Here is a 23,856-nt window from a genome sequence, read left to right as displayed (position 1 = left end):
GAAGCAGTCCCTGGACATCACCACCGAATCGGGAACCATCATGAAAGAGACCGTGGCGGCCGCCGCGGAGGCGGAGAAGGAGCTGAAGCAGTCTCTCGCCCAGATCGCCCGGGTGAACGACGTGATGCAGAACATCGCCGCGGCCTCGCAGGAGCAGGCCGCCGCCGCCCAGGAGATGGCCTCCGGCATCGACCAGGTCACCAAGGGAACGCTCACCGTGGTGGACACCATCGAAAACATCCGACAGGCGACGGAGAGCACCTCCACGGCGTCGGAGAACGTGGCCAGAGAGGCCCAGGAGACCGCGACCGGTGCGGAGCGGATCCAGAAGCTTCTGTCGCAGTTCAGCGTGGGCGGAGCGGAGTCGGGGCTCGTTCCAGCGCCGACGGGAGCCCCGGCCCTTCCCACAAAGGGGATTCCCCGGAAAAAGGCGTGAGTCGCCGTTTCACCTGTACCCCGGGGAGGACGCAGGCTCTTCCGACCGGGGCGGTCCGTCAGGTTCCGTTTTGGAGAGGCGAGGCATTCCTCGGAGGAGGAGCCTCGCCTCTCCGCGCTGTTTCGGAAAAGGCGATCACCGGTTGTCTGCCGGAGCAGCGCCCGAAGGCGCCTTACGCGCTCCGAAGTATGTTCCGCGTTGCCCCTTCCCCCGGGTCAGCCCCGGGACAGTGCCGCATCCCTCGCCTCTTTCCGGAGGGGCTTGCGGGATGTGTCCTTGCCTTCGGCGAAGGCCGATGTCCGGCTCCGGCGCTCCCATTTGATGAAATCCAGGGCACTTTCGTACAGATCCAGATTTTCCCCGACAGGAACGGGCTCCCGAAGGAACGAAAGCGCTCTCCGCGTGATATGCCGCACGCGCGGGTCCGTGGTGATGCGGTCGATCTCGCACATCCAGCACTCCAGGCTCGAATTCCACCGTTCGAGAATCTTCCGGGCTCCCCGGAGAGTCTCCGCCTCCGTCTCGAGAATGCGAATGCGGCGGTCCGACTGCTGAATCCGGTGCTTCTGCTGGATGGCGAGATTTCTTTCGTATCCCACTGAAACGCACCTCCTGAGTGGATGGGTGAAAAGTACCGATCCGGGCCGTTTCGGCCCGGATCGGAAGGAAGAACGTCAGAAAGGCGAGGTCACCGGCTCGGGAAGAACGGGATCCGGTGTGGGGCGTGGCGCGGGATCGGGGTCGCGGAAGACCATCTCTCCCCCGGTGGTGACGAAGGGGATTCGGGAGACCATGTCCTTCCAGCGAAGGATCTCCAGTGTGCCGTCCGGATGCTCCACCAGGGCGGAGCAGCTCTCGACCCAATCGCCACAGTTGGCGTAGGTGATGTTCTCCACCTGGCGGATGGCGGGGCGGTGAATGTGGCCGCAGATGATCCCGTCCACGCCGGAGGTACGTGCCCGATGGAGCAGCGCGTTCTCGAAGTCGCCGATGAAGTTCACCGCATCCTTGACCTTGTGTTTGAGATACTGAGAAAGGGACCAGTATCCAAGGCCGAGGAGGGAACGCAGGGAGTTGAGCCAACTGTTGAGCTGGAGGCAGATCTCGTAGGCCAGATCACCCAGCACGGCGAGCCAGCGCTTGTATTTCACCACCAGGTCGAATTCGTCCCCGTGGATCACGAGGAAACGCCTGCCGTCGGCGGTGACGTGTTTGGCGCTCCGTGCGATTTCGATGTGGCCGAAATGGTATCCGTCGAATTCGTCGAGGAATTCGTCGTGATTGCCGGGGATGTAGCAGATCCTGGTTTTCTTGGACATCTTGAGGATTTTCCGGAGAACCTTGTTGTGGGATTGAGGCCAGCTCGACCGGCGTTTGAGCTTCCAGCCGTCGATGATGTCGCCCACCAGGAAGAGGTTTTCACATTCGACGGAGGAGAGGAAGGATGCGAGAAGTTTGGCCTGGCACCAGCGACAGCCGAGATGCATGTCCGAGATGAAAATGCTGCGGAATTGCGTCATGACGGGTTTCCTCCTTCCGCGTTTCGCAAGCGGCGGAGACGTTTTCTTCCGGTTCGCTCGATCCGCGACGGTCCCCAGTGTACCCTGTTTGCGTGTCCTTGTCATGTCGAAAGTGTAAAGAATTTGAAAAACAGACGGAAGCAGTGCTCTTGCCGTCAGAGATGGCGGAGAATCTCCCGCTCCGAAAGGCTTCCCTTCCGCAGAAGCTGTTCCGCCAGAGCGCGCATTCGTTCGGGCCTGGGAGAAAGGGAGAGCAACGCAATGCATCGCTGCCAGAGCCACTCCACGAAGGCGGCGCACTCCTCCTCGCTGCCGCAGATGGAGCGGGCCGCGTCGTAGGCGCTTTGTACGTCCGGATCGTCCAGGTAGGGGCGGGTCCGGTCGTCCAGGAGAAGGCGCACTGCGGCGAGGCCGCTCAGGGCGAAGAGGACGTGCCCTTCCGCGAGGGCGCGTCGTCGCCGGGGGTCGCGCAGGTGGGAGGGAAGAAACGGATCGGACTTTTCCAGGGTTTTCTCGGGGGAAAAAGGAGGAAGAGAGAGCGGATACGCGGGACGCCCCAGCATGAGGGACATCATCGCCTTGCCCGCTTCCGCAGCGGCGAACCGGTGTCGTTTCTTCTCGTCATCCATGGCGTGTCAGACCTTCCCGTTTTTCCGGAGGTGCTGTTTGCCGGGGAACTTCCTTCGGGACGGCACGGGGCCGTCAGTGTTCCTCCTCCCGGCTCTCGTCGGGACAGTTGCAACGATTGGGACATTTCCAATAGCCCGGCGGGAGTCCTTCCTCTCGGGGATGAGGAGGGACAATCCATCTGGCACCGCATTCTCTGCACTCGAGCATACCCCGCACGGGATCGAGGACCCGTACGCGACGGCTTGCCAGTGATTCCTCACGGTCGGTCATGGGGTGCCACATCCTTCCCTGCTCTTGTTTCTTAAGGCTAGTTCTCTTTCCAGGGAAGGTCAAGAGATGTTTGTAACAGTTTTTTCACTGTTCACGGAAAAAATGCCACGAATGCTCCTGGGTTGCCCCGAAGGAACGCCTGCGTGGAAGGAATGCTCCGCTGGAACGACCTCTCCCGTTTGAAACCGGGAGGGGTGTGTGTTCGCTAAAGAAGGAAGAGGTAGGTCGTTCGTCCCTCGGTCTCGAAGGCGATCTTCTTTTCCCGGGCGAGCCAGCCCACCGCGGTGTCCACGAGCCTGTCCGGCAGAGGGACGGCTTTGTGCAGCGCCGTGAGGGTCGTTCTTCCATTGTCGCTGAGATGGGACCAGACCACTCCCGCCGCTTCTCCGATGGCTTCCACGCTCAAAACCTGCGACACCTCCACGTGATCCCCTCCTCGGAATAACCGCGCACCGCACGTTCCCCGGTGCGCTTCGATTCCCCGATCTTCTTCGTTCCTTCGAAAAAGCCCGGGGTGCGTTACACAAGTGTCATTCGGCTCCTTGTGACGTGGCACATCGTCATTATAGGCAAGATTCTTCGGGAAGGCAATGACGTTCTCGTTACACCGCCTGCACCGAAGTCTTTCCGTTCCGGCCGTCTCCGAGGGGAAAGCTGATGTGTACGGTCGTGCCCTTTTCCTGCGGGCCGGAGGAGAAATGAAGTGTTCCTCCGATCTGTTCCACCAGGGCGGCCACGACGGTGATTCCCAGCGAGTGCAGCGCTCGAGGGTCGAACCCTTCGGGAAGCCCCACGCCGTCATCGGCGATGGTAATCTGTGCGAATCCCTCCCGGTCCGCGGCGATGCGCACGAAAAGCGTTCCCTCCTGCCCCTGCGGAAAGGCGTGTTTGTACACGTTGGTCACGAGTTCGTTGAGAACGAGGCCGCAGGGAACGGCCCGGTCGATGTCCAGGGGAAGTGGTTCCGCCTCGATGTCGAGCGTCACGGTCTGGCTGGGCAGGCCAAACGCTCCGGCCACGCTCCGCACCACGTCCGCCACGTACTCCCCCAGATTGACGGCGGAGACGTCCCGGGAGCGGTAGATTTTCTCGTGGATGAGCGCCATGCTCTGCACGCGGCCGCGGCTTTCCATCAGCGCCTCTTTTACCTTGGGATTCGCCGTGGTTCCCAGATGGAGCGAGAGGAGGCTCGCCACGGTCTGCAGGTTGTTCTTCACCCGGTGGTGGATTTCCCGCAGCAGCAGTTCCTTCTCCCGGAGGGAGGTCTCGAGGGCCTTTCGGGCCTCCTCCCGTTCGGTCACGTCCCGGACACTCCAGATGCGCCCGAGAATGGTCTCCTCCGCCCGGAAAGGGCGGGACTCGAACTCCATGATCCGCCCATCCGCCAGATGCACCGTGCCGCTCCGCTCCATGTCGGGGCGGTTCCGGACGGTCTGGATGAGCTTCACGAACTCTTCCCGGTCCTCGGCGAGGCGGCTCAGGAACGCCAGCCGTTCCTCCGGGCCGAAGGCGGCGCTCCAGCCCGGGGTGGTGTTCCAGAAGCGTTCGAAGTTGGCGTTGTAGATGAGCACCCGTCCCTCCAGGTCCACCACGATGATGCCCTCCGCCACGGACTCGATGGCGGCGCCGAGGAGGGCCACGCTGCGGGCGAGGTGGTCCTCCAGACGGCGTCGTTCCGCCCGGTCCTCGTCGCTTTTCAGGTCCGTCACATCCTGGACGATGGAACAGAGCAGCCGTTCTCCTTCGACCTGGACGGGGGAGGAATAGACGTGCACGCTTCGCAGCTCTCCCGAGGCCAGTCGGTGGCTGAAGCGGAAAAAACTCTTGCGGTTCGCCCTTGCCTTGTCCATTTCCCGGAGGATTTCCTCCGGAGTGAGGGTGTTGATCTCCGAAATGCGCATGCGTTCGAGCCGCTCTCTGGAATATCCGTAGAAGACTGCCGCCGCCTCGTTCGCCCGGACGATCGCGCCGGTCTCCGGGGCGATGAGCAACATGACCGAGGGGCTGGCCTCGATGAACTCGCGAAAGGAAGGCCCCATCTCAGGAAAGAGCTGTTCCTGTTCCCGCGCCGTCTCCGTCATCTCTCGCGCCTCCGTTTCCCCGTGCCTGCGGTCTGCCTCCGGCGGACCGGACATCCCGGAATTTCATGCTAACCCGTTCTCCGGAGTAATGCAAGATGAATTGGTCACAGTGCCGCAGGAAAAGAGGTTTTTTCGCAAGAAGAGCCGCACATTGCCGGGCCGAAAGGGCATTTTTCGTGTATGCTGCGGAGGTCGAAACGCGACAGCGGTGACGGGAACGATTTTTTCTACGGTTTTCGAGGAGGTGCGATGGAAGTGCGGATCACCGACATGCGTTTGGGAACCCTGTCAGTGCCGTTGAAGAAACCCTTCCGGACGGCACTGCGGGAAGTGCGCTCCGTGGAGGACATCGTCGTGCGCCTGGAGACGGACACGGGGCATGTGGGCTACGGCGAGGCGCCGCCCACGGCGGTCATCACCGGCGATATCCGGGGAAGCATCGTCGCGGCGCTGGAGGATCACCTGAAACCGTTGCTCCTGGGGCGGGACGTGGAGGATCTGGACGATCTCCTCCGCCGGCTGGACAAAAGCCTCGTGCACAATTCGTCTCCCAAGGCAGCGCTCGACATGGCGCTTCACGATCTCTGGGGGCAGCGATACGGAGCGCCTCTGGCTCGCCTGCTCGGCAGCGGGCGGCGGGAGCTTGAGACGGACCTCACCATCAGCGTCGACACGCCGGAGGTGATGGTGGAGGACAGCCTCGAGGCGGTTCGCAGAGGATTTCGCATCCTCAAGCTCAAGGTGGGAAAGAATCCAGCTCTGGATCTGGTGCGCATCACTGCCATCCGGGATGCGGTGGGGCCTGGTGTCGCCTTCCGGCTCGACGCGAACCAGGGGTGGAATCCCAAGGAGGCAGTGCGCATTCTCCGGAAGCTGGAGGAGACCGATCCGAACCTGGAGCTTGTGGAGCAGCCCGTTCCCGCGGAGGACATCGAGGGAATGAAGCTCGTCCGGAACGCCGTGTCCGTGCCGGTCTTGGCCGACGAGTCCGTGTATTCTCCACGGGATGCGGCGCGCATTCTGGCGGAAGGTGCGGCGGATCTGGTGAACATCAAGCTCATGAAGACCGGCGGCATTCGCCGGGCGCTCCAGATTGCTGCGGTGGCGGAGAGCTTCGGCGTGGAGGCCATGATCGGCAGCATGATGGAGACCAAATTGAGCGTCACCGCCGCGGCGCACGTGGCGGCGGCCTGTCCCTGCATCACCCGGATCGATCTGGACACGCCGGATCTCTGCGCGGAGGATCCCGTGGAGGGAGGCATCACCTGCGACGGTCCCCGCATTGTCCTCGGCGAAGGGCCTGGGCTCGGGTTCCGTGAGATCCGGAACGTGGTGTGGCACTGACGCATCGATGCAGAGGTGCGCTGCGGCGTTCTTCTGGAAGGATATCGAAGGAGGCTATGTCAGAGATGACGGACGGAAAAAGGGAGAGAGCTGCCGTGGAGGATACGACTCCGGACCTGCTCGGGAGGGCCAGGGAACTGGCGGAATGGGTGCGGGAACTCCGCGAGGAGTTCCACGCCCATCCGGAGCTGGGGTTCGCGGAGATCCGGACGAGCCGCCGTGTGCGGGAGGAGCTTGAGAAACTGGGAATTTCCTGCCGCATCGTCGCCCGGACGGGTGTGCTCGGTCTGCTGGAGGGAACCGCGCCTTCTTCGAGCGGTGCTCCGCGAGTGGTGGCGCTCCGGGCGGATATGGATGCGCTGCCGATTCAGGAGGAAAACGAGGTTCCCTATGCGTCACGGACGCCGGGGGTGATGCACGCCTGCGGGCACGACGCCCACACGGCGATCCTTCTCGGCGCGGCCCGTCTGCTCGCGGAGCTGCGGGACCGTTTTTCCGGGACAGTGAAGTTTCTCTTCCAGCCCGCGGAGGAGTCCGACGGCGGCGCGGAGCCCATGATCCGGGAAGGGGTGCTGGAAAATCCCAAAGTGGATGCGGTCTTCGGACTTCACGTCTGCCCTGAGCTTGAGGTGGGACGCATCGGCGTCAAGTACGGCCAGATGTGCGCCGCCTCGGACGCGCTGGACATCGTGCTCCGGGGATGCTCTTCCCACGGGGCCTATCCGCACGGAGGCGTCGATGCCGTGGCCGTCGCGGGGTACGTGCTGACGGCGCTTCAGTCGGTGGTGAGCCGGAACGTGGATCCCCGGGACAGTGCGGTGGTCACCGTGGGGGTGATCCGGGGCGGCACGGCCCGAAACGTCATCGCCGACCGGGTGGAGATGGAGGCCACGGTGCGGACCCTCCTGCCGGAGACGCGGGAAAAGGTGAACGCCCGGGTGGCGGAGGTGGTGAAATCGGTGGCGGAAGGGCTCGGCGGAAGTGCGGAGGTACGCCGCCAGGAAGGGTACGTGCCGCTTCTGAACGATCGGGCGCTCGTGGACCTGGTGGCGGCGTCGGGAGCGCGCCTGCTGGGACCGGAGAACGTGGAGGTACTGGAGACGGCGAGCCTCGGCGTGGAGGATTTCGCCTATTTCGCCCAGGCCGTTCCGGGGGCCTTCTTCCGTCTCGGCTCGGCGAACCGGGAGAAGGGGCTCGTCGTGGAGGGGCACAATCCGCATTTCGACATCGATCCGGCCTGCCTCCCCCTGGGGGTGGCCATCACGGTGGCAAACGCTCTGGCGGTGCTCTGCGGCAAAGGCGCCTGAGCGAAGGGGGCGCGCCGCATCGGGGCGGAAGGAACTGCCGCGCCCTGCGGAAAGGAAGGTTTACGGGATTCGGGCGCTATCGGGGATGCCGTGCGAGGTGCGGTGTCCCCGATGTTCATGTTTCGTTCCTGTCACCGTCTTCCTTCAGGAAGCGGTTGAGGGCGAGCACGGCGGGCCTGCCGTCGAAGACGATGCGGGCAGCGTGGGTCTCCACGGGGACGAGCGTGCCGTCCCGTCTCCGCTGCACCGTTTCGTAGGTGAGGCTCCCCTTGGTACAGACCACGGCGAGATTTTCCGGAGAAAGGCAATGATGGCCCTCGGGAACGAGATCTCTTGGGGTGAGGCGGAGGAATTCCTCCCGTGTGTAGCCCAGGTTTCGGAGGGTTGCGCTGTTCACCGCGAGAAAGTGCCCCTCGGGATCGAGGATCACCATGGGATTCGCCGCCTGGTCGAAGATGGCGCGGAAATTGTGCTCGCCGAGGGAGAGAAGGTATTCCGCAGCCTTTCTGCCCGTGATGTCCAGAATGCTGCCCACCACGTAGCGCCGCCCCTTTGCGTCGGTGTAGGGGGATTTTGAGATGAGCACCGTCCGGGGTTTGCCGTTCGCTCCGGTTTTTACGGCGATCTTCTCTTCCGCGGTGATGGACTCCCCCGTTTCGAGAACGCGCAGATCCGTCCGAGAAAAGGCCGCCGCGTCCTCGGCGGAGAAGAGGTCCTCGGGGAGCTTGCCCAGAATCTCCTCCCGGGGGCGCCCGATCCAACGGCAATAGGTATCGTTGGCGAGCACGTAGCGGCGTTCCTCGTTCTTCATGAAGATGGGATGCCCCACGGCGTTGATCACGGCGTCGAGGAACTCCCTCGTCTCCTGAAGGTGCTCTTCCAGACGTTTGCGCATCATCGCATCGTCCACGATCTCCCCGAAGACCTCCGTATCCTGAGCGTTCCAGAAACGGTAGGCGTTGCGTCCGAGTACCTTGGCCCGGTACAGGGCCGCGTCGGCGCGCTTCATCAGGGTCTGTACGTCCTCGCCGTCCCAGGGAAAGACGGCGATGCCGATGCTCGCCGTCACGGAGATGTCAAGCGGAGGGGCGCTCTCCTCGCTTTCCAGGCGGATTTCCTCCGCCACCGCGGCGAGAATCCGCTCGGCGATGCGGGCTGTTTCGGCCCGGTCGTGCACTCCGGGAAAAATGAAGGTGAACTCGTCGCCTCCCATGCGGGACACCGTGTCCATATCCCGGATCTGCTCCCGAAGACGGTTCGCCACGGAGACGAGAAGGCGGTCTCCCACATCGTGCCCCAGAGAGTCGTTCACCGTCTTGAACCCGTCAAGGTCGAGGAAGAACACTGCCACCAGCTCGTCCTTGCGCCGTGCAAGGGCGAGGGCCATGTCGAGCCTGTCCGCGAAGAGCGCACGGTTGGGGAGCGAGGTGAGAGGGTCGTGCGTCGCCTGGAAGGCCATTTGTTCCAGGGTGCTCTTGGCCTCCGTCACGTCCCGGCTGACACCCCGGTACCCCGCAAGCGTTCCCCCCTCATCGAAAAAGGGTTGGCCGCTCGCCTCGAAGAAGAAGCGCCGACCGTCCGCGGCGCGCCAGGCGCATTCCACCCGGGTGAAAGGATCGCCTCGTTTTTTGATCTCCTCCAGACCGATCCGGAACCGCTCCCGCTCCTCCTCACCGCAGTCGAAAGTGTCGTAGAAGCGCATGCCGAGAACTTTTTCGGGAGAAATGCCCAGAAGTTCCTCAAGCTTCGGGCTCACGTAGGTGAAACGCCCTTCTCCGTCCATCTCCCACACCACGTCGGAGGAATTTTCCACGAGAGCCCGAAAGCGCTCGCGGCTCTCCGCGAGGGAACGTTCCGTCTCCTGATGCTGCCGGATCTCCTCCCGAAGGCGTCGGTTCGTCTTCTGCAGTTCCACCGTGCGTTCCCCCACCTCTTCCTCAAGGCGGTTGCGGTAGCGGGCGAGTTCCTTCTCGGTGGTCTCCAGGTGCTGGATGTGGGAGACCAGCTTGGCGTTCAGCTCCCGCACGTTCTTGTAGAGGAAGAAGCTCTCCAGCGCCGCGGCGGCGGTGAACATCACCACCGACAGGAGGGAGAGGGAGTGGTCCCGGATGGTTTTCTTGTCCTGATCGAGGACGGCCACGAACATTCCCCGCGTGCGGGAGGGGGTCGCGAGGACATGGAGGAGCATGCGCTCCGTGCGTTTTTTCGAAGAGACGATGACGCACCGCTCCCGGGAGATGGCCCAGGCGAAGGTGCGGTCGTCGATGAGGGGCTGCAGTTCCTCCTCGAAGAAGCGCTCCCACAGGAGATTGCTGCAATAAGCCTGGTAGAAGCTGGAATCCGATTCGTCCACCAGGTAGAAAGTCAGTGCCTTGAAACGGACGAGCATGTTCGCCCGGTTTTCGGTTTCCTTGAGAATGGCCCGGAGATCCTCCAGGCGGCTCGTGCCGGTGTCGAAGCGGGCGAGGGACGCGGCGACGCCCAGGGCTTCAAGGGCGGCGCGTCTCTCCTCCGCGTAGATGGCGAGGCGTTCCTCCGGAGAAAGGGGAGGCGCCGTTTTCTTTCCCCGCCCTTTCGGAGGCGGAGAGGTTTCGGACAGGTGTTGCTCCGGAATCTCCTCGCGAAGTACGGATTCGCGCCGCTCGCCCGTCTTACGGGTCATTCTTCCACGGCCTCGGAGGAGAGAAAGAGATCGGTGATCTCCTTGATCTGACGTTCCGCCTGGGCGACGGTGGGAGAGAGGACGCTCGGAGAAAGATGGAGCGTGCCCCAGACCTCGTCGTCCGTGAAGGGGACGTAAAAGGAACCGCTGCGGCCGATGGCGAGGGAGATTGCCAGCGCATCGGCGACGTTCACCACCGCCGCCTCCGCGGCGGGATGCGCCGAAAGAGGTGCGTGGTGAAATCGCACCAGCGTTTCCAGGGCGCCCGGAATTTTCCAGGTCCTGAGCAGCAGTCCTCCCACCTGGGTATGGTCGAAGTCGAGAACTTCCCGCTCCGCCTCGAAGAGCGGAATGCGTCTCTTCCGGCTCAGCTCCATGGCCTGGGCGAGCTGGCGTGGCCTGCTCCGGGCGAGGACGAGGCGTCCCACATCGTGCAGGAGCCCCGCCACGAAGAGACGTTCCTCCGAGAGCCCCGATTTTTCCCGGGCCAGAATGCGGGAGAAGACGCCGCACGCCACGGAATGCTGCCAGAAGGATTTCATGTCGAACACCGAGGGCGGAATGTTTCGGAAGCAGTGCACTACGGAAATTCCCAGGGCGAGGGTGGAGAGTTCGTTGGTGCCGATGAGGGCCACCGCCCGGGAGATGGACTCGATGCGGGAGGGAAAGCCGTAGAAGGAGCTGTTCACCAGCTTGAGAAGCTTCGCCGTGAGACTCGTGTCCTCGCTCACCACGTCGGCGATGTGGCTTGCGGAACTCCGGGCGTCCTCCAGAACCTCCTGGATGCGGAAATACACGTCCGGAAAGGACGCGAGCTGAACCTCGCCTTCCACCAGCTCCTGAAGAGAAGGTGTTCTTCCGGAGGCACCCCGCGTTTCCTGGGATGGTGCCTCCGGAAGCGATGGTTGCTCCGGAAGCGGGCGTCCCTCCGCGAGGTGTTCCGCCAGACGGAGAAGGCAGAGACGATGTGTCTCCGCAAGAAAGTGCGATTCGGCGACGTTTTGGGGAAAACGCACGGCCAGATGCGCCTCGGCGAGGCGAAGATGCTCGGGACTGAAGCGGGCGATGCTTTGTTCCTCGATCCGTTCCTGGTCGTGTCCCACTACATGTGCCTCGGTGACACCCCAGATCTTGAAAACCTGGATGTTCTTGTCCTTGAGGACCGCTCCCTCGGGAAGAAGAAAGCGTCCGTTCGGAGCGACGACGGGTTTTGCGAGCGTCATGCCCGATTTGAGATCATCCACGTGGACGGTGCCCAAGGTTCGTTCCTCCCCTCGTACGCCTTGCTCGTTCGGAATACTGGAAGGCGCTCTTGCGACAAAGAACGGTGACGAGCAACATTATTATAGAAATTCCGCTTTCACCGCACAAGCGTTCTTCTTCCAGAAAGTATGGAAATGCGGAGCGCCGAGGCGCGTGCGCCCCGTAGGTACGACCATTTCGGCCTTTACAGCGCGCCCGCCAGGGATGCCCAGGCCAGAAGACAATGGAGCGAGACGCCCAGGGGAAGAACGTCGTCGTCCACGTCGAAATGAGGATGGTGATGTGCCTGCGTAAGTCCCTTTGCGGCATTGCCCGTGCCGAGGAACAGAAAGACCCCGGGGATTTTTTCAAGGTACAGGCTCATGTCCTCCGCGGCCATGACGGGAGGAATCTCCAGGACGTTGTCCTCTCCGAAGAGGGGTTTTGCCAGGGCGGCCGCTTTCGCCGCGAGACCGGGGTCGCTCACCGTCGGAGGCAGCACCTCCTTGTAACGGAAATCGGCCTTGCAGCGCATCGTTTCACAGAGCCCCTCCGCGATGCGTCGCATGCGGGCCTGAATGTCCTTTCGCACGTCCCGGTCGAAGGTACGCACGGTCCCCATCATTTCCGCCCTGTCGGGGATGATGTTGAAGGTTATCCCCGCCTCGATCCTGCCCACGGTGAGGACCGCCGTGTCCAGGGGATTGATCTCCCGGCTCACGATGGTCTGCAGCGCTCCGACGAGCAGAGAGGCTGCAACGACGGGATCCACAGCTTGATGGGGAAGTCCTCCGTGTCCGCCTTTGCCTTCGATTGTGCACTCCCATTGATCCGCCGAGGCCATGAGAGGGCCGGTGCGGTAGCCCAGAGTGCCGCTTTCGAGAGGTGACCAGACGTGCAGGCCCGAGATGGTGTCCACTCCGGCCAGAGCGTTTTCGGCGATCATCGCCCGGGCGCCGCTGCGGTGGGGTGACTCCTCCGAAGGCTGGAAGAGCAGGCGTACCCGCCCGGGGAGGTCCTCTTCCATTTCCTTGAGAATCCTGGCCGCGCCGAGGAGCATCGCCACGTGCGCGTCGTGCCCGCAGGCGTGCATGGCTTTGGGGTTCGTCGAGCGATAGGGGCATGTTCCCTCCTCGGTCATGGGAAGGGCATCCATGTCGGCCCTCAGCGCATGGCACCGTCCGGGTTTGTCCGGATTCAGGTCGGCCACGACTCCGGTGGGAAGCCCCGCCGTGCCGATCCGGAGGTGTTCGTAGCCGAAGGAGCGGAGCAATTCCACCACCCTGCGGGTGGTCTCCGTCTCCTCGAAGGAGAGTTCGGGATGGGCGTGGAAATGGTGTCTCCAGGAGGCGATCTCCGGGGCGAGTTCCCGCGCCCGGGCACGGATTCGTTCAAGCACTGTGGAAAACTCCTTTCTGTGGACACGTTCTCTTGTTCTTCTCGAATCGAAGGCACGACACGTTCTTCAACGGCCGGAGTCGGTTGCGCGCATTCTCTCCTCTCCGGAAGAAGGGTGTTTCTCCACTCCGGAGATATTTTTCGGTTATACCACAAAGCGGAAATTTTTCGGACGTCATTCCACCAGGAGTACCCGGCAGTCGTTCAGGTTCGTCCCCGTGGGGCCGAGGCGGAGGAGATCTCCCGCCGCGTCGAGGGCGGCATAGGCGTCGTTGTCCGCAAGGGCCTTCCACGGGTCGATTCCGGCGGTGTACATGCGGGCGAAACTTGCCCCGTCGGTGATGCCTCCGGCGGCGTCGGTGGGGCCGTCCGTGCCGTCCGAGTCGAGGGAGAGCAGGGTGGCTCCGGGGAGGTCCCGGGCCGCGATGGCGAAGGCCAGCGCCGTCTCCTGGTTCGGGCCCCCCCTGCCCTTGCCTCGGAGTGTTACCACCGTCTCACCCCCGGTGAGGACCGCCGCGGGAAGAGGTGCGGGCTTGCCAGAGGCGCGGATTTCACGGGCTACGTCGGCGAGAAAACGTCCCACTTCCCGGGCCTCGCCGGAGACGAAGGTGGAGAGATGCAGCGTGTGCAGCCCGGCCTGTGTGAGGCGGCGGCCGAGATTTTCCAGCAATGCCCGATTGCCCAGCACCACCTCGGTGGTGACGGAGAAAGAGGCGGTGTTTTTTACGGTCTCTTCGAGGGATTCCCGGGGAAAGCCCGGAGTGTCCATGTCTTCCGCGGCGGCGCGGTGCCCCTCCCGAAGCAGGGAGAGCGCTCTTGGAGGAAAAGTTGTCTCCAGATCGTAGTGGCGCAACACATCCAGGGCATCTCCGAAGGTGGTGGGGTCCGCCGAGGTGGGGCCCGACGCGATGGTGTCCACGGGGTCTCCCACCACGTCCGAGACGAGGAGGGAGAGGCAGTTCCTGGGGAAGATATGCCGCAGGAGACCGCCTCCCTTTACGGCGGAGAGATGTTTCCGCACGCAGTTGATCTCCGTGATGGAGGCACCGCAGGTGACGAGAAGACGGTTCGCCGCGTCCAGGTCTTCGAGCGTCAGAGGGGACCTGGGAAGTTCGAAGAGGGCCGAACCGCCCCCGGAGAGGAGGACGATGACGGTGCAGCGGAGCGGAAGGTTTTTCAGGAGGTGAAGCGCTTCTTCTGCGGCGGCGATGGCCCGGGCGTCCGTGATGGGATGCGCGGTCTCGCGGAGCACCAGGGGGGGCGGAGACGGCGGTGCCTCCTGGGGAAAGGAGGCAAGAAGCGTCCAGGGGTGTCCCTTTTCCATGAGGAGTCCTCCATGTCCGTCCTTGGTCACCACCAGTCCTCCCAGGAACAGGTGTTCCGGAAGGAGTTCCGCCATGGCTGCGGCCATCTCCGGGGCCCCTTTGCCGAGGGCGAGGAGAAAATAAGGCGGCTCCTGGAGTATGCCGTTCCACCGGAGCCCCTCGGAGGTGACGGAGGCGCGGTCCGGAAGAGCCCGGGCGAAGGTCATCTCCTTCAGGGAGTCCTGGACCATTTTCAGAAGAAAAGAACGGCGTTCCCGGGGATTCACGGCGGCGCCTCAGGAACGGGTGTCCGGCATGCCTTGGATGACCGCAGGTGCCTCCACGAAGAAGCGCAACCCCGTCGCAAGAGGCCGAAAGCGGTCCCCCAGGCGTTCCTGGAGGCCGATCTGGGCTTTCCAGCCCGTGCAGTGTCCGGCGCTGATCCATTGAGGTTCCAGCTCCGCCAGGGCGGAGGCGGTTTTGGCGACGCACTCGTCGTCGGCCTCCACGAGGTGAAATCCTCCGACGATTCCGACGAGGGCGGAACTGCCGCCGCACTGTACCAATGTGTCCGGCCCCCACAGTCCGAGGGCGTAGCGCGTGGTGTTCACGATGCCCGCGTGACTGCAGGCGGTGAGGACCACGATGCCCCGTCCGCGGATGCATGCCGCAAGAGCCAAGTCGTCCCGCATCGCATCGGGGACCACCGCACCGTTTTCGACGGTGTGAAGTCCTGCGGGGGGGCGCTCGAACCCGGAGACTCTCGGGATTTCCCCCGTGACGACGAGCCCCGGAAGCAGCTGGAGCGGATCGGCCACGGCGAGGAAGACACCTCCGGCGGCGGTGATTTCCGAGAGGCTGTCCTCCGGGGGGACACCGAGAAGCTGGAGCGAAGGGGCCGTGCAGAAGTGGGGGCGGAAGAGTGTGGGATGTCCCACCACGGGGAGGTTTTTCTTTCCCGTGCGGCGGAGCAGGGTCGCGACGCCCTTGGTGTGGTCGTAGTGGCAGTGGGTGAGAATGATCGCGTCGAGTGTGGCGGGGTCGATGCCGAGGCGTTCCATGTTGAAGGCGAGCGCGTCGGGATGCTGTCCCACGTCGAGGAGGCAGCGGAAGCGCGTGCCCTGGCGGGTTGCCTCGACGTACAGGGAAAGTCCGTGCTGCCCGAGCAGGGGGCTTTCGTAGGGAACGGAATCCTCCGCGACGACGGTTACGGAGAGTGAGTCCAGCATGTCTTCGAAGCAGACGAATGTCTTCTCCGCCTGAACACCGTTACCTGTGATCTCCATCATGTTCATCGCACCTCCTTGGTCATGAGCGCGGGTCTGTTTTATCTTCCGCTTCCCCCTGGGTTTACGGAGTGGAGAAGCGGAGAGTTTCCGTGTGTTTCCGTGCGGTCGCTGTGCTGTCTTCGTGCCGACCGGCGGGAGAGAGCAAGGCCACCCTGCCCGCTGGTTGCTGCTTCGGTGTGTTTTTGTCTTCCGCTTCCCCCTGGGTTTACGGAGTTGAGAAGCGGAGAGTTTCCGTGTGTTTCCGTGCTGTCTTCGTGCCGTCCGGCGGGAGAGAGCAAGGCCACCCGGCCCTTGAGCCCGCTTACGAACCGCTCGCGTCCGCTTCGGCCCTCCGGGGACCGTCGCAGAGCCGCCCTCCCTGGCGGCGCTGCGACTCTCCGGGGCGTCCTGCCCCTCCGTCCCCTGCGGTCTCTCGCTTCCACTCGCACGCGGGCCAAAGGGCCTTGGCGGCCTTACCCTCTCCTGCCTCGGTGGCGCGGCATTCCGGAGAGGATGCGAAGAAGATCTCCCCGCCTGGGCGATATGGTGTTCCTTCAGAGGCTCTTTCTCTCTCGGTGGCGCGGCATTCCGGAGAGGGTGCGAAGAAGATCTTCTCCTCTGGGCGGCACGGCGTTCCTCCAGGGTCCGCAGGGGCGAAGCGTTTAGGAAAGAACACCGGGATCGGTGGCCTTCCTGAGGGCCTGGTCCAGGTCTTCGAGAAGATCCCGGGGATCTTCCAAACCGATGGAGAGGCGGATGGTATCCTCCCGCACTCCCGCTGCGGCGAGTTGGGCGCTGTCGAGTTGTGAATGGGTGGTGCTGGCGGGATGAATCACCAGCGAACGGGCGTCGCCTACATTCGCCACCAGGGAGAAGAGTCGAACGGTGTCGATGAAGCGTCGTCCCGCTTCCAATCCACCCTTGACGCCGAAGGTGAAGATCGACCCTGCTCCCTTGGGGAGGTATTTTTCTGCCAGTGACGCATCGGGATGGGAGGAAAGCCCCGGATAGTTCACCCAGGCGACGGCAGGGTGCCGTTCCAGGAATCGGGCCACGGCGAGCGCGTTGCTGCAATGGCGCTCCATGCGGAGCGGGAGTGTCTCGATCCCCTGAAGAATGAGAAAACTGTTGAACGGACTCAGGCAGGCACCGAAATCCCTCAGGACCTGCGTGCGGAGTCGTGCCGCAAAGGCCGCTGCGCCGAAGGTTTCGGTATAGCGCAGATCATGGTAGCTCGGGTCGGGTTCGGAGAGGGAGGGAAACCGTCCGTTGCCCCAGTCGAAACGGCCGCCGTCCACCACGATGCCTGCCATGGAGGTTCCATGTCCGCCGAGGAATTTCGTGGCGGAATGGAGCACGATGTTCGCGCCCCATTCGAGAGAGCGGCAGAGGCAGGGGGGGGCGAAGGTGGCGTCCACGACGAGAGGAACGCCGCATTCGGCGGCGATGTCGCCCACGGCCTGAATGTCCAGCACCTGCGCGTCGGGATTGCCGATGACCTCGCCGTAGAAGGCTTTTGTCCTCGGGGTTACGGCTTTTCGGAAATTTTCCGGGTTCCGGGAGTCGACGAACGTAACGGTGATGCCGTATCGCGGAAGCGTGGCGGCAAAGAGGTTCGCCGTTCCGCCGTAGAGGGCGGAAGAGGAGACGATCTCGTCGCCCGCGCCCGCGATATTCAGGATGGCACCGCTTACGGCGGCGTGTCCCGAGGCGAAGGCCACCGCCGCAACGCCGCCTTCCAGTGCCGCCATGCGTTTTTCCAGCACTTCCGTGGTGGGGTTGCCGATGCGGGTGTAGATATTTCCCTCCTCTTCGAGAGCAAAAAGGCTTGCCGCATGAGCGGCACTTTTGAATCGATACGCCGTGGTCTGATAAATAGGCACCGTGCGGGAGAGTGTCGCCGCATCGGGTTCGTATCCAGCGTGGATGGCCAGGGAATCGAAACGGAGTGTTTCAGGAAGACCGTCGTTTCGGGACATTTTTTCGCCTCCTCGGTGTTGTTGAACCGATTGTTTCCTGTTGCGATATCACTCTATCCGGAGTGGCGAAAAAACACAACGATACGACAGATCCGCCGAACGCCGGAGTTCCTGGTGACGAGTATTTTAGAGGGGAGTGCTCATGAATTTAGGAACTTCTGGATAAGGCTGCATCAGCCCCGCAGGACGCCTTGCAGAGCCTGATGCGACCCGAGTCAAGGGAAAGCGACGAAAGGTCTTTATTCAGAGCTTCCTTTAGCGAAGGGGTTTTTACGGGAGAGAACCTTGTGGGCCGAACAAGCGGAATTCCTTGTGAGGGTGAGATAAGGGCGGACAAGGGATGGTCTTCGAAGATCCTTTGGCCCGCGTGCGAGCGGAAGCGAGAGACCGCAGGGGACGGAGGGGCAGGATGCCCCGGAGAGTCGCAGCGCCGCCAGGGAGGGCGGCTCTGCGACGGTCCCCGGAGGGCCGAAGCGGACGCGAGCGATTCGTAAGCGGGCTCAAGGTCTGAGAAGAGCACCCGCCGTCCGCCGGGAGGGCGAAACGGCACTTTCTTCGTGCAGAAAGCGCATGTTCTCCCGGAGGTTGGAGGCGCCATTGTGCGGAATGCCCGGAACACCCCGGACGACCGTAAGCACCCGTCGTCCCGCCGGGAGGGCGAAACGAAACTTTCTTCGTGCAGAAATCGCATGTTCTCCCGGAGGTTGGAGGCGCCATTGTGCGGAATGCCCGGAACACCCCGGACGGCCGTAAGCACCCGCCGTCCGCCGGGAGGGCGCAATGTGGGGAATTGGCGACTTCAGCCGTGGTGCTGTGTTTCCTGTTCCTGCTTGAGGCGACTCTTCAGATCCTCGCCGCGCAGCGCATAATAGGTCCGTTCGGCCATGTTCGTGGCGTGGTCTCCGATGCGGGCCAGATGGTGGGTGATCCACAGGAGCCCCGCCGCACCCCGGAGAGACGTCGCGTCGCCTCCGAAACGGGTTGCCATGAGAAAAAACAGTTCCTCCGAGACCATCTCCTTCAGTCTGTCCAGTTCGGCGTCGCGGCGACACACCTCCTCCGCGAGGGATGAATCTCCCTCGCGAGCGGCCTTGAGTGCGTCCCGAACCATGGCGACACAGATGTCCTTCATCCGGGGGATGTCCACCAGCGGCTTCACCAGAGGTGCCCGGTTCAGGACCTTGGCCTTTTCCGCGATGTTCACCGCCTGGTCGCCGATGCGCTCCAGATCGGCAATGCTCTTGAGCACCGCGAAGACGAAGCGCAGATCCTCCCGAACGGGTTGTCTGAGTGCGATCGAGGCGAGACACTCCTGATCGATGCGATGTTCCAGCTCGTCCACCGCGTCATCGCCGGAGATCACCTTGTCGCACCGCGCATCGTCCTGCGCCTGAAGCGCGTGCACCGCCTCCTCCACCGCAGTGACGGCCAACTCCCCCATCTCCGCCACCAGGGCGAGGATGCGCTCCCGGTCCGCTCCGTAGAGCAAAGATTCCACCTGTGCCATCGGATCGTTTCGCATCTCTCGCCTCTCCATGGAACATCCCTCCCGCTCCATTTCCGTTCTGCGACGGGCCATCGGGAAAAACTTTCTCCGTCCAGTGCTGTCCCGGCCTCACCGGCGCGTCGCACCCGGAGCGCACGCATAAATACCCCCCTTGGAGAGCCCGGAACGGCGAGGTGTTGGGGAAACGCTGTCCGAACGTTCTCAGAGAGGTTCGTTTTCTCCGTTCTTCCGGCTCGGAAGACGTTCTTCGTTCTGTTCCGCCCTGGCCACCTGCGTCGCCGATCCGGCGATCCGTCCCGCAAGAAAAAGATACTCCAGAAGCGCCGTCGTTTCTCCCGCCGTGCCCTGTTCCCTGCCCGCCAGGGAGCGGCGGAGCAGTTCCGCCTGTTTCTCCAGTGCTTCCTTCTGTCCTTGGGCTTCTCTGGACGAAGCGGTGTCGCCCAGCACGAAGGCGCGGAGAGAGAGGCGCAGCACATCCTGAAGCAGTTCCTCCAGTTTTCTCCATCGGGCGTCCTCGGAGAGCATGGGGCGCAGAGGGGCGAAAGAGCCCTGCCAGAAGAGAAAGAACCCTTGGGCGAGCAGGTCCGTCAATCCCTTGAGGGCGATCATGGCGTAGGAGGTGCGGGCCTGGTCGGCGAGGAGCCCCGCATCGTTTCCGGGGGAGGCGACGCGGAAGGTGTAATCCAGGCAGGTTTCTCCCAGGGCTGTGACGCCTTCCCGGAGCTGCAGGACCTCCTTTCGGGCCGGTCCGTCCCGAAAGAGGAGCAGGGAGAATCCCTCCAGGGCGCTCGCCAGGCGAGTCATCTCCTTCTTCAGCAGAAAAAGGGCGAGTTGGGGAAAGTCCACAAGATCGTCGTTGAGATAAAGCGGTTCGCCGATTCGGGTGACTCCCCCCCGGAAGAGGCGGGTCGTCCGCGCCTCCAGCCGTTCCGAGAAGGGAAAGAGCAACAGGGCGTTGAGCCAGGCCACTCCCATCTGGGTCGTCACGAGGGCGGCTTTCGTCCCTCCGCCCTCCGCGAGATGTCCCAGAAAAGGCGCCGCCGCGACGGCCGCTCCGGTGCCCGCCAGCTTGTAGAGAAACGTTGCGGCGCCGAGGCGGCGGGCGTTGGTCTTGCCTCCGAGGGAGGCCAGGAGAATCGTTCCGGTGGAGCCGAGATGCGCTCCCAGGACCACCGGGAGAGCCGCGGAGGTCTCCAGCACACCCGATCCGGCCAGGGCGAGGGCCAGGGCCATCACGGCGGAGCTGCTCTGGAGCAGTGTCGTGAGCGCCATCGCGACGATGCCGAGCGTCAGTGGATTGCCCGCGGCGGCGGCGAGGAGGCGGAGCGTTTCCGGATCCGCCGTCAGGGGGCCCACACCGAGCTTCAGCAGGAACATGCCCGTGAGCAGGAGGGCGATGCTCCGGAGCAGGCCGCTCCATTTCTCCAGGATTCCTCCACCGCTCAGGTGCGATCCTATCAGAGAAAGAGCCAAAAGCAGCGGAGCGAAGGTGACGATCTCCAGGGAGAGGAGGAGCGTCACGAAGGTGGCTCCGGCGCTGGCGCCCATCATGACCACCACCGCGCCGCCCAGGGAGAGAAGCCCCGCGTCGGTCATGCCCAGGGCGAAGGAAGTGGCCACGGAGCTGCTTTGGGCCGCGGCGGAGAGCAGGACTCCGAAGAGAAAGGACGCGGGTTTCCGCCGCGACAGAGCGGCCATGTAGGCTTTCGCCCGTCCGCCGAATCCCTGTCGGAAGCTTCGGGTGCATTCCTCCACGCCGTAGAGGAACAGGGCGAGCCCCCCGACGATTTCGAGAATCCAAAGGACCCGATCCCCCATGGTGTGCGCCTTTTTCGAAAGGTGCGGCCGGTCAGGCCGATGCCTTTGCTCTGCGGGGCTTCCGGAAGGCGGGAATGAGGAGCGCCGCGATGAGGAGCCAGAGGAGCAGGCACAGAGGGCGCTCGAAGAAGATGCGCCAGGAGCCGTCGGACATGATGAGGGACTGGCCGAAGCCGAGTTCCGCGATGGGGCCGAGGATGAGCCCCAGCACCAGCGCGCCCAGGGAGAACCCCGCCCGGTCGAGAAAGTACCCCGTCGCGCCGAAGGCCAGCATGAGCCACACGTCGAAGAGGGCGTTGTTGATGGCGTAGCTCCCCACCACGGAGAGAACGGCGATGGCGGGGATGAGGAGCGCGTTGGGAAGCCGTACCACCCTCGCGAAGAGGGGAGCGCAGGTGAGCCCCAGTACGAGGAAGAGCACGTTCGCCAGAAAGAGGGAGAGGATGAAGCCGTAGGTGACGGCTCCGAAGCGGGTGAAGAGCTCCGGTCCGGGAATGAGTCCGTGGATCAGGAGGCCTCCCATGAGGGCCGCCGCCACGGAGTTGCCGGGAATGCCCAGGGTGAGCAGCGGAATGAGAGAGCCTCCGACGCATCCGTTGTTCGCGCTCTCCGCTGCGGCCACGCCGACGGGATTTCCCTTGCCGAAGGTCTCCGGCTTCGGAGAGAGCTGCTTGGCCACGTTGTAGGAGATGAAGGCCGAGATGGTGGCGCCTGCGCCGGGGAGCATTCCCACGAGGGTCCCGATCAGGCCGCCCCGGAGGATGGTCGGGGCCAACCCCTTGGGGAGCGGTTCCCGCTTCAGGGTGGCCGGGTCCGCTCCCACCTCCTGGAGAATGCGGCTTTCCGCGGTAAGTTCCAGGATCTGGCTCACCGAGAAGAGGCCGATGAGGGCGGGCATGAAGGAGATGCCGTCGTAGAGTTCCACCACGCCGAAAGAGAAGCGGAGGTACCCCGACAGGGGGTCCATGCCCACCGTGGCGAGGAGGAGCCCCAGGACACCCGAGAGAAGCCCCTTGACCATGTTTCCTTTCGTGAGGGTGACGATGCTCGCCAGCCCCATGATGGAGAGGAGAAAATACTCCGGCGCGCCGAAGCGCAGGGAGAACCGCGCCAGCGCAGGAGCGAGGAGGAGCAGTGCCGCCGTGGAGAGCATGCCGCCCCAGAAGCTTGCTACCGTGGCCACCGCGAGGGCCATGCCTCCCTTGCCCTGGCGCGCCAGGGGATAGCCGTCGAAGGATGTCGCCGCCGCCGCGGGCGTGCCCGGCGTGGAAAGGAGAATCGCCGAAATGGCTCCTCCGTACATGCCGCCGCTGTAGACACCTCCCATGAGCGCCAATCCCGCCGCGGGATTCATGCCGAAGGTGACGGGAATGAGAAGCGCCACCGCCATGGTGGCGGTGAGCCCCGGAATGGCCCCCACGAGAATGCCGCCGATGGTGCCCGTGAAGACCGCAAGCAGCACCGAGGGCTCCAGAAGGGTCGTCAGGGCGGGAAGGAGCTGCTCCGTCACGGCGCGGTCACCCCCAGGGCCCGCCGGGGACGGGCACGGCGAGAAACCGGACGAAGACCAGCCAGATGAAGGCGAGCAGCCCCGCCGTTCCCCCCAGGAGGAGAAGTGGTTTTCGGAAGCCGAGGAACCAGCCGAGGCAGAGCATGAAGAGGAAGCTCGCGGGGAAAAAACCGAGGTGAGGCGTGATCCATGCATAGCAGAGCATGGCGAGGAGCGTGCCGAGGAAGAGGCGTGGTGCGCGGATCCATTCCACGGAGGCGGAGGCAGCCTTCTCCGCTGCCCTTCGGGAGCGGAGAAGGCTTTGAGACACCAGAAGGAGCGAGAGCAGGCCGAGGACGAGCGAGAGAAAGTACAGATAGCGCACCGCCGCATCGGCGCGCTCGGGAAAGCCCGTTGCCGCCAGGGCGACCGTCGCCGCCAGCGCCAGGCCGGCTGCTCCGAAAAGTCCGTCCGACGTGGTGCGCCTCATGCGGAGCGCCTACCAGGGTTCCTTCTCGAAGGCCTTGTCCGTCACGGTGAGGAGTTCCTCCAGATACGCCTTGTAGGCGGGGCCGTCCAGGACGTTCATCTCGAGCTGCTCCTTCGCCGCCGCCTGAAATTCCGCGTCGTCCAGCACCTTCCGGAAGGTTTCGTCGAGGGCCTTGAGGACTTCCTCGGAGACGCCCGCGGGAGCCGCAAATCCCCGGGAGGAGTCGGAGATCACCCGGTAGCCCTGTTCCAGGCAGGTGGGAACGTCCGGAAGCTCCGCGGTCCGCTCCGGCGTCATGATGCCGAGGATGCGGATCTCGCCGCTCTGGAAGTTGGGCTTGATCTGGGACCAGTTCATGAAGCCCACGTCCACGTGTCCGCCGAGCACCGCCGCCTTCTGTCCCGAGGAGCCTTTTTCGGGAACGCTCTTGATCTCGATTCCCGCCGCCTCGTTGAGCTGCGTCAGGGCGAAGAAGTCATCTCCGCCGGGGCCGGAGGTGGAACCGTTGAGCTTCTTCTCCTTCGCCGCCGTCACCAGATCCTCCAGGGTTTTGAAGGGGCTTGCGGCGTTCACTACGACCACGCCGGGATCGGACACGAAGTTGAAGAGAGGGACGAAGTCCTCAAGGGTGTATTTTGCCCGCTTGGCGGAAATGTGGGCCGCCACGTGGGGGGTGTAGAGCGTGCCGATGGTATAGCCGTCTTTTTTTGCGCGGGCAAGAGCCTCGAAACCGATCTGGCCTCCCGCGCCGGGGCGGTTTTCGATGACGAAGGGCTGGGGAAAGTATTTTTCCGCGAACTTCGCGAAGAGGCGCGCCATGGTATCCGTTCCGCCCCCGGGCTCGGAGGCCACGATGAGCGTCACGGGCTTCTCCGGATAGGCTCCGAAGGCCGCAAAAGGCAGGGAAAGGAGAAACGCCGCCACCGCACACCACAGAAAAGTTCTTTTCATGGACTGACTCCTCCTCAACGTGTATTCAGGGACATCCGCCCGCAAGAGGACGGGGTACTCCAGTTCCCATTCTAGCACGTGTGCAACAGCTCTGTAACAAACGCTTCCGGAATGGTTTTCCGCGAGGTTGTCTCTCCCCGCACAGGCCGGAGGGAAGGCG

At 63.7% G+C, this 23,856-nt stretch carries 19 protein-coding genes and 1 pseudogene; 3 read left to right on the top strand and 17 right to left on the bottom strand.

The genetic code is table 11. From position 1 onward, the window contains the following. Positions 1 to 436: pseudogene (locus tag Q1K49_RS07515) on the top strand (hypothetical protein); the annotation flags it as partial. 215 nt (positions 437 to 651) lie between these two features. Here Q1K49_RS07515 and Q1K49_RS07510 read toward each other — a convergent pair. From Q1K49_RS07510 to Q1K49_RS07485, 6 genes are all read right to left on the bottom strand, one after another. Beyond that, positions 652 to 1,035: a hypothetical protein gene (locus Q1K49_RS07510; protein ID WP_300524625.1), complete on the bottom strand. Its 384-nt coding sequence runs from the start codon at positions 1,033 to 1,035 to the stop codon at positions 652 to 654. Positions 1,036 to 1,110: 75 nt separating this feature from the next. Continuing rightward, complete coding sequence (locus Q1K49_RS07505; RefSeq protein ID WP_300524623.1) at positions 1,111 to 1,956, bottom strand: UDP-2,3-diacylglucosamine diphosphatase; 846 nt, start codon at positions 1,954 to 1,956, stop codon at positions 1,111 to 1,113. 155 nt (positions 1,957 to 2,111) lie between these two features. After that, entirely contained in the window at positions 2,112 to 2,585 is a 474-nt protein-coding gene (locus tag Q1K49_RS07500) for a hypothetical protein (protein ID WP_300524621.1), read from the bottom strand. Positions 2,586 to 2,658: 73 nt separating this feature from the next. Then, complete coding sequence (locus tag Q1K49_RS07495) at positions 2,659 to 2,856, bottom strand: hypothetical protein (protein ID WP_300524619.1); 198 nt, start codon at positions 2,854 to 2,856, stop codon at positions 2,659 to 2,661. A gap of 205 nt (positions 2,857 to 3,061) precedes the next feature. Next, the gene (locus tag Q1K49_RS07490; RefSeq protein ID WP_213694802.1) at positions 3,062 to 3,280 is read right to left on the bottom strand and encodes a winged helix-turn-helix domain-containing protein; all 219 of its coding nucleotides are present in this window, start codon (positions 3,278 to 3,280) and stop codon (positions 3,062 to 3,064) included. Between the two features lie 178 nt (positions 3,281 to 3,458). Next, the gene (locus tag Q1K49_RS07485; protein WP_300524614.1) at positions 3,459 to 4,937 is read right to left on the bottom strand and encodes a histidine kinase dimerization/phosphoacceptor domain -containing protein; all 1,479 of its coding nucleotides are present in this window, start codon (positions 4,935 to 4,937) and stop codon (positions 3,459 to 3,461) included. 249 nt (positions 4,938 to 5,186) lie between these two features. On the opposite strand from Q1K49_RS07485, the gene Q1K49_RS07480 reads away from it, so the two are divergent. Beyond that, a complete protein-coding gene (locus Q1K49_RS07480) occupies positions 5,187 to 6,281 on the top strand; it encodes a dipeptide epimerase (protein ID WP_300524612.1) in 1,095 nt (364 codons plus the stop codon). A gap of 65 nt (positions 6,282 to 6,346) precedes the next feature. Then, complete coding sequence (locus tag Q1K49_RS07475) at positions 6,347 to 7,588, top strand: amidohydrolase (RefSeq protein WP_300524611.1); 1,242 nt, start codon at positions 6,347 to 6,349, stop codon at positions 7,586 to 7,588. Between the two features lie 115 nt (positions 7,589 to 7,703). Here the strand turns inward: Q1K49_RS07475 and Q1K49_RS07470 are convergent, their stop codons facing one another. From Q1K49_RS07470 to Q1K49_RS07420, 11 genes are all read right to left on the bottom strand, one after another. Next, positions 7,704 to 10,250: a PAS domain S-box protein gene (locus Q1K49_RS07470; protein ID WP_300524608.1), complete on the bottom strand. Its 2,547-nt coding sequence runs from the start codon at positions 10,248 to 10,250 to the stop codon at positions 7,704 to 7,706. After that, entirely contained in the window at positions 10,247 to 11,509 is a 1,263-nt protein-coding gene (locus Q1K49_RS07465) for an HDOD domain-containing protein (protein WP_300524606.1), read from the bottom strand. Before Q1K49_RS07465 ends, Q1K49_RS07470 begins: the two co-directional genes overlap by 4 nt. A gap of 188 nt (positions 11,510 to 11,697) precedes the next feature. Beyond that, the gene (locus tag Q1K49_RS07460; protein ID WP_300524604.1) at positions 11,698 to 12,891 is read right to left on the bottom strand and encodes an amidohydrolase; all 1,194 of its coding nucleotides are present in this window, start codon (positions 12,889 to 12,891) and stop codon (positions 11,698 to 11,700) included. Positions 12,892 to 13,065: 174 nt separating this feature from the next. Further along, positions 13,066 to 14,481, bottom strand: a complete 1,416-nt coding sequence (locus tag Q1K49_RS07455; RefSeq protein ID WP_300524602.1) for a DUF4147 domain-containing protein — start codon at positions 14,479 to 14,481, stop codon at positions 13,066 to 13,068. A 9-nt stretch (positions 14,482 to 14,490) separates the two neighbouring features. Beyond that, positions 14,491 to 15,483: an MBL fold metallo-hydrolase gene (locus Q1K49_RS07450; RefSeq protein WP_300524600.1), complete on the bottom strand. Its 993-nt coding sequence runs from the start codon at positions 15,481 to 15,483 to the stop codon at positions 14,491 to 14,493. Between the two features lie 641 nt (positions 15,484 to 16,124). Then, complete coding sequence (locus Q1K49_RS07445; protein WP_300524599.1) at positions 16,125 to 17,441, bottom strand: O-acetylhomoserine aminocarboxypropyltransferase/cysteine synthase family protein; 1,317 nt, start codon at positions 17,439 to 17,441, stop codon at positions 16,125 to 16,127. Between the two features lie 799 nt (positions 17,442 to 18,240). After that, positions 18,241 to 18,978, bottom strand: a complete 738-nt coding sequence (phoU, locus tag Q1K49_RS07440; RefSeq protein ID WP_300524596.1) for a phosphate signaling complex protein PhoU — start codon at positions 18,976 to 18,978, stop codon at positions 18,241 to 18,243. Positions 18,979 to 19,149: 171 nt separating this feature from the next. Beyond that, positions 19,150 to 20,766 carry a Na/Pi symporter gene (locus Q1K49_RS07435; protein WP_300524595.1) on the bottom strand — a complete coding sequence of 539 codons (1,617 nt, stop codon included), beginning with the start codon at positions 20,764 to 20,766 and terminating at the stop codon, positions 19,150 to 19,152. 31 nt (positions 20,767 to 20,797) lie between these two features. Next, positions 20,798 to 22,276, bottom strand: a complete 1,479-nt coding sequence (locus tag Q1K49_RS07430; RefSeq protein WP_300524594.1) for a tripartite tricarboxylate transporter permease — start codon at positions 22,274 to 22,276, stop codon at positions 20,798 to 20,800. Between the two features lie 7 nt (positions 22,277 to 22,283). Next, positions 22,284 to 22,745, bottom strand: a complete 462-nt coding sequence (locus Q1K49_RS07425; protein WP_300524593.1) for a tripartite tricarboxylate transporter TctB family protein — start codon at positions 22,743 to 22,745, stop codon at positions 22,284 to 22,286. A gap of 9 nt (positions 22,746 to 22,754) precedes the next feature. Beyond that, positions 22,755 to 23,696 (bottom strand): tripartite tricarboxylate transporter substrate binding protein, encoded by a 942-nt coding sequence (locus tag Q1K49_RS07420; protein WP_300524592.1) that lies wholly within the window; start codon positions 23,694 to 23,696, stop codon positions 22,755 to 22,757. Positions 23,697 to 23,856 lie beyond the last annotated feature (160 nt).

Origin of the sequence: Aminiphilus sp. (genome assembly GCF_029975095.1) — a bacterium.
Classification (GTDB): domain Bacteria; phylum Synergistota; class Synergistia; order Synergistales; family Aminiphilaceae; genus Aminiphilus.
The sequence above is the reverse complement of the archived record's forward strand: the minus strand, read 5'-3'. Positions and strand labels throughout refer to the sequence as shown.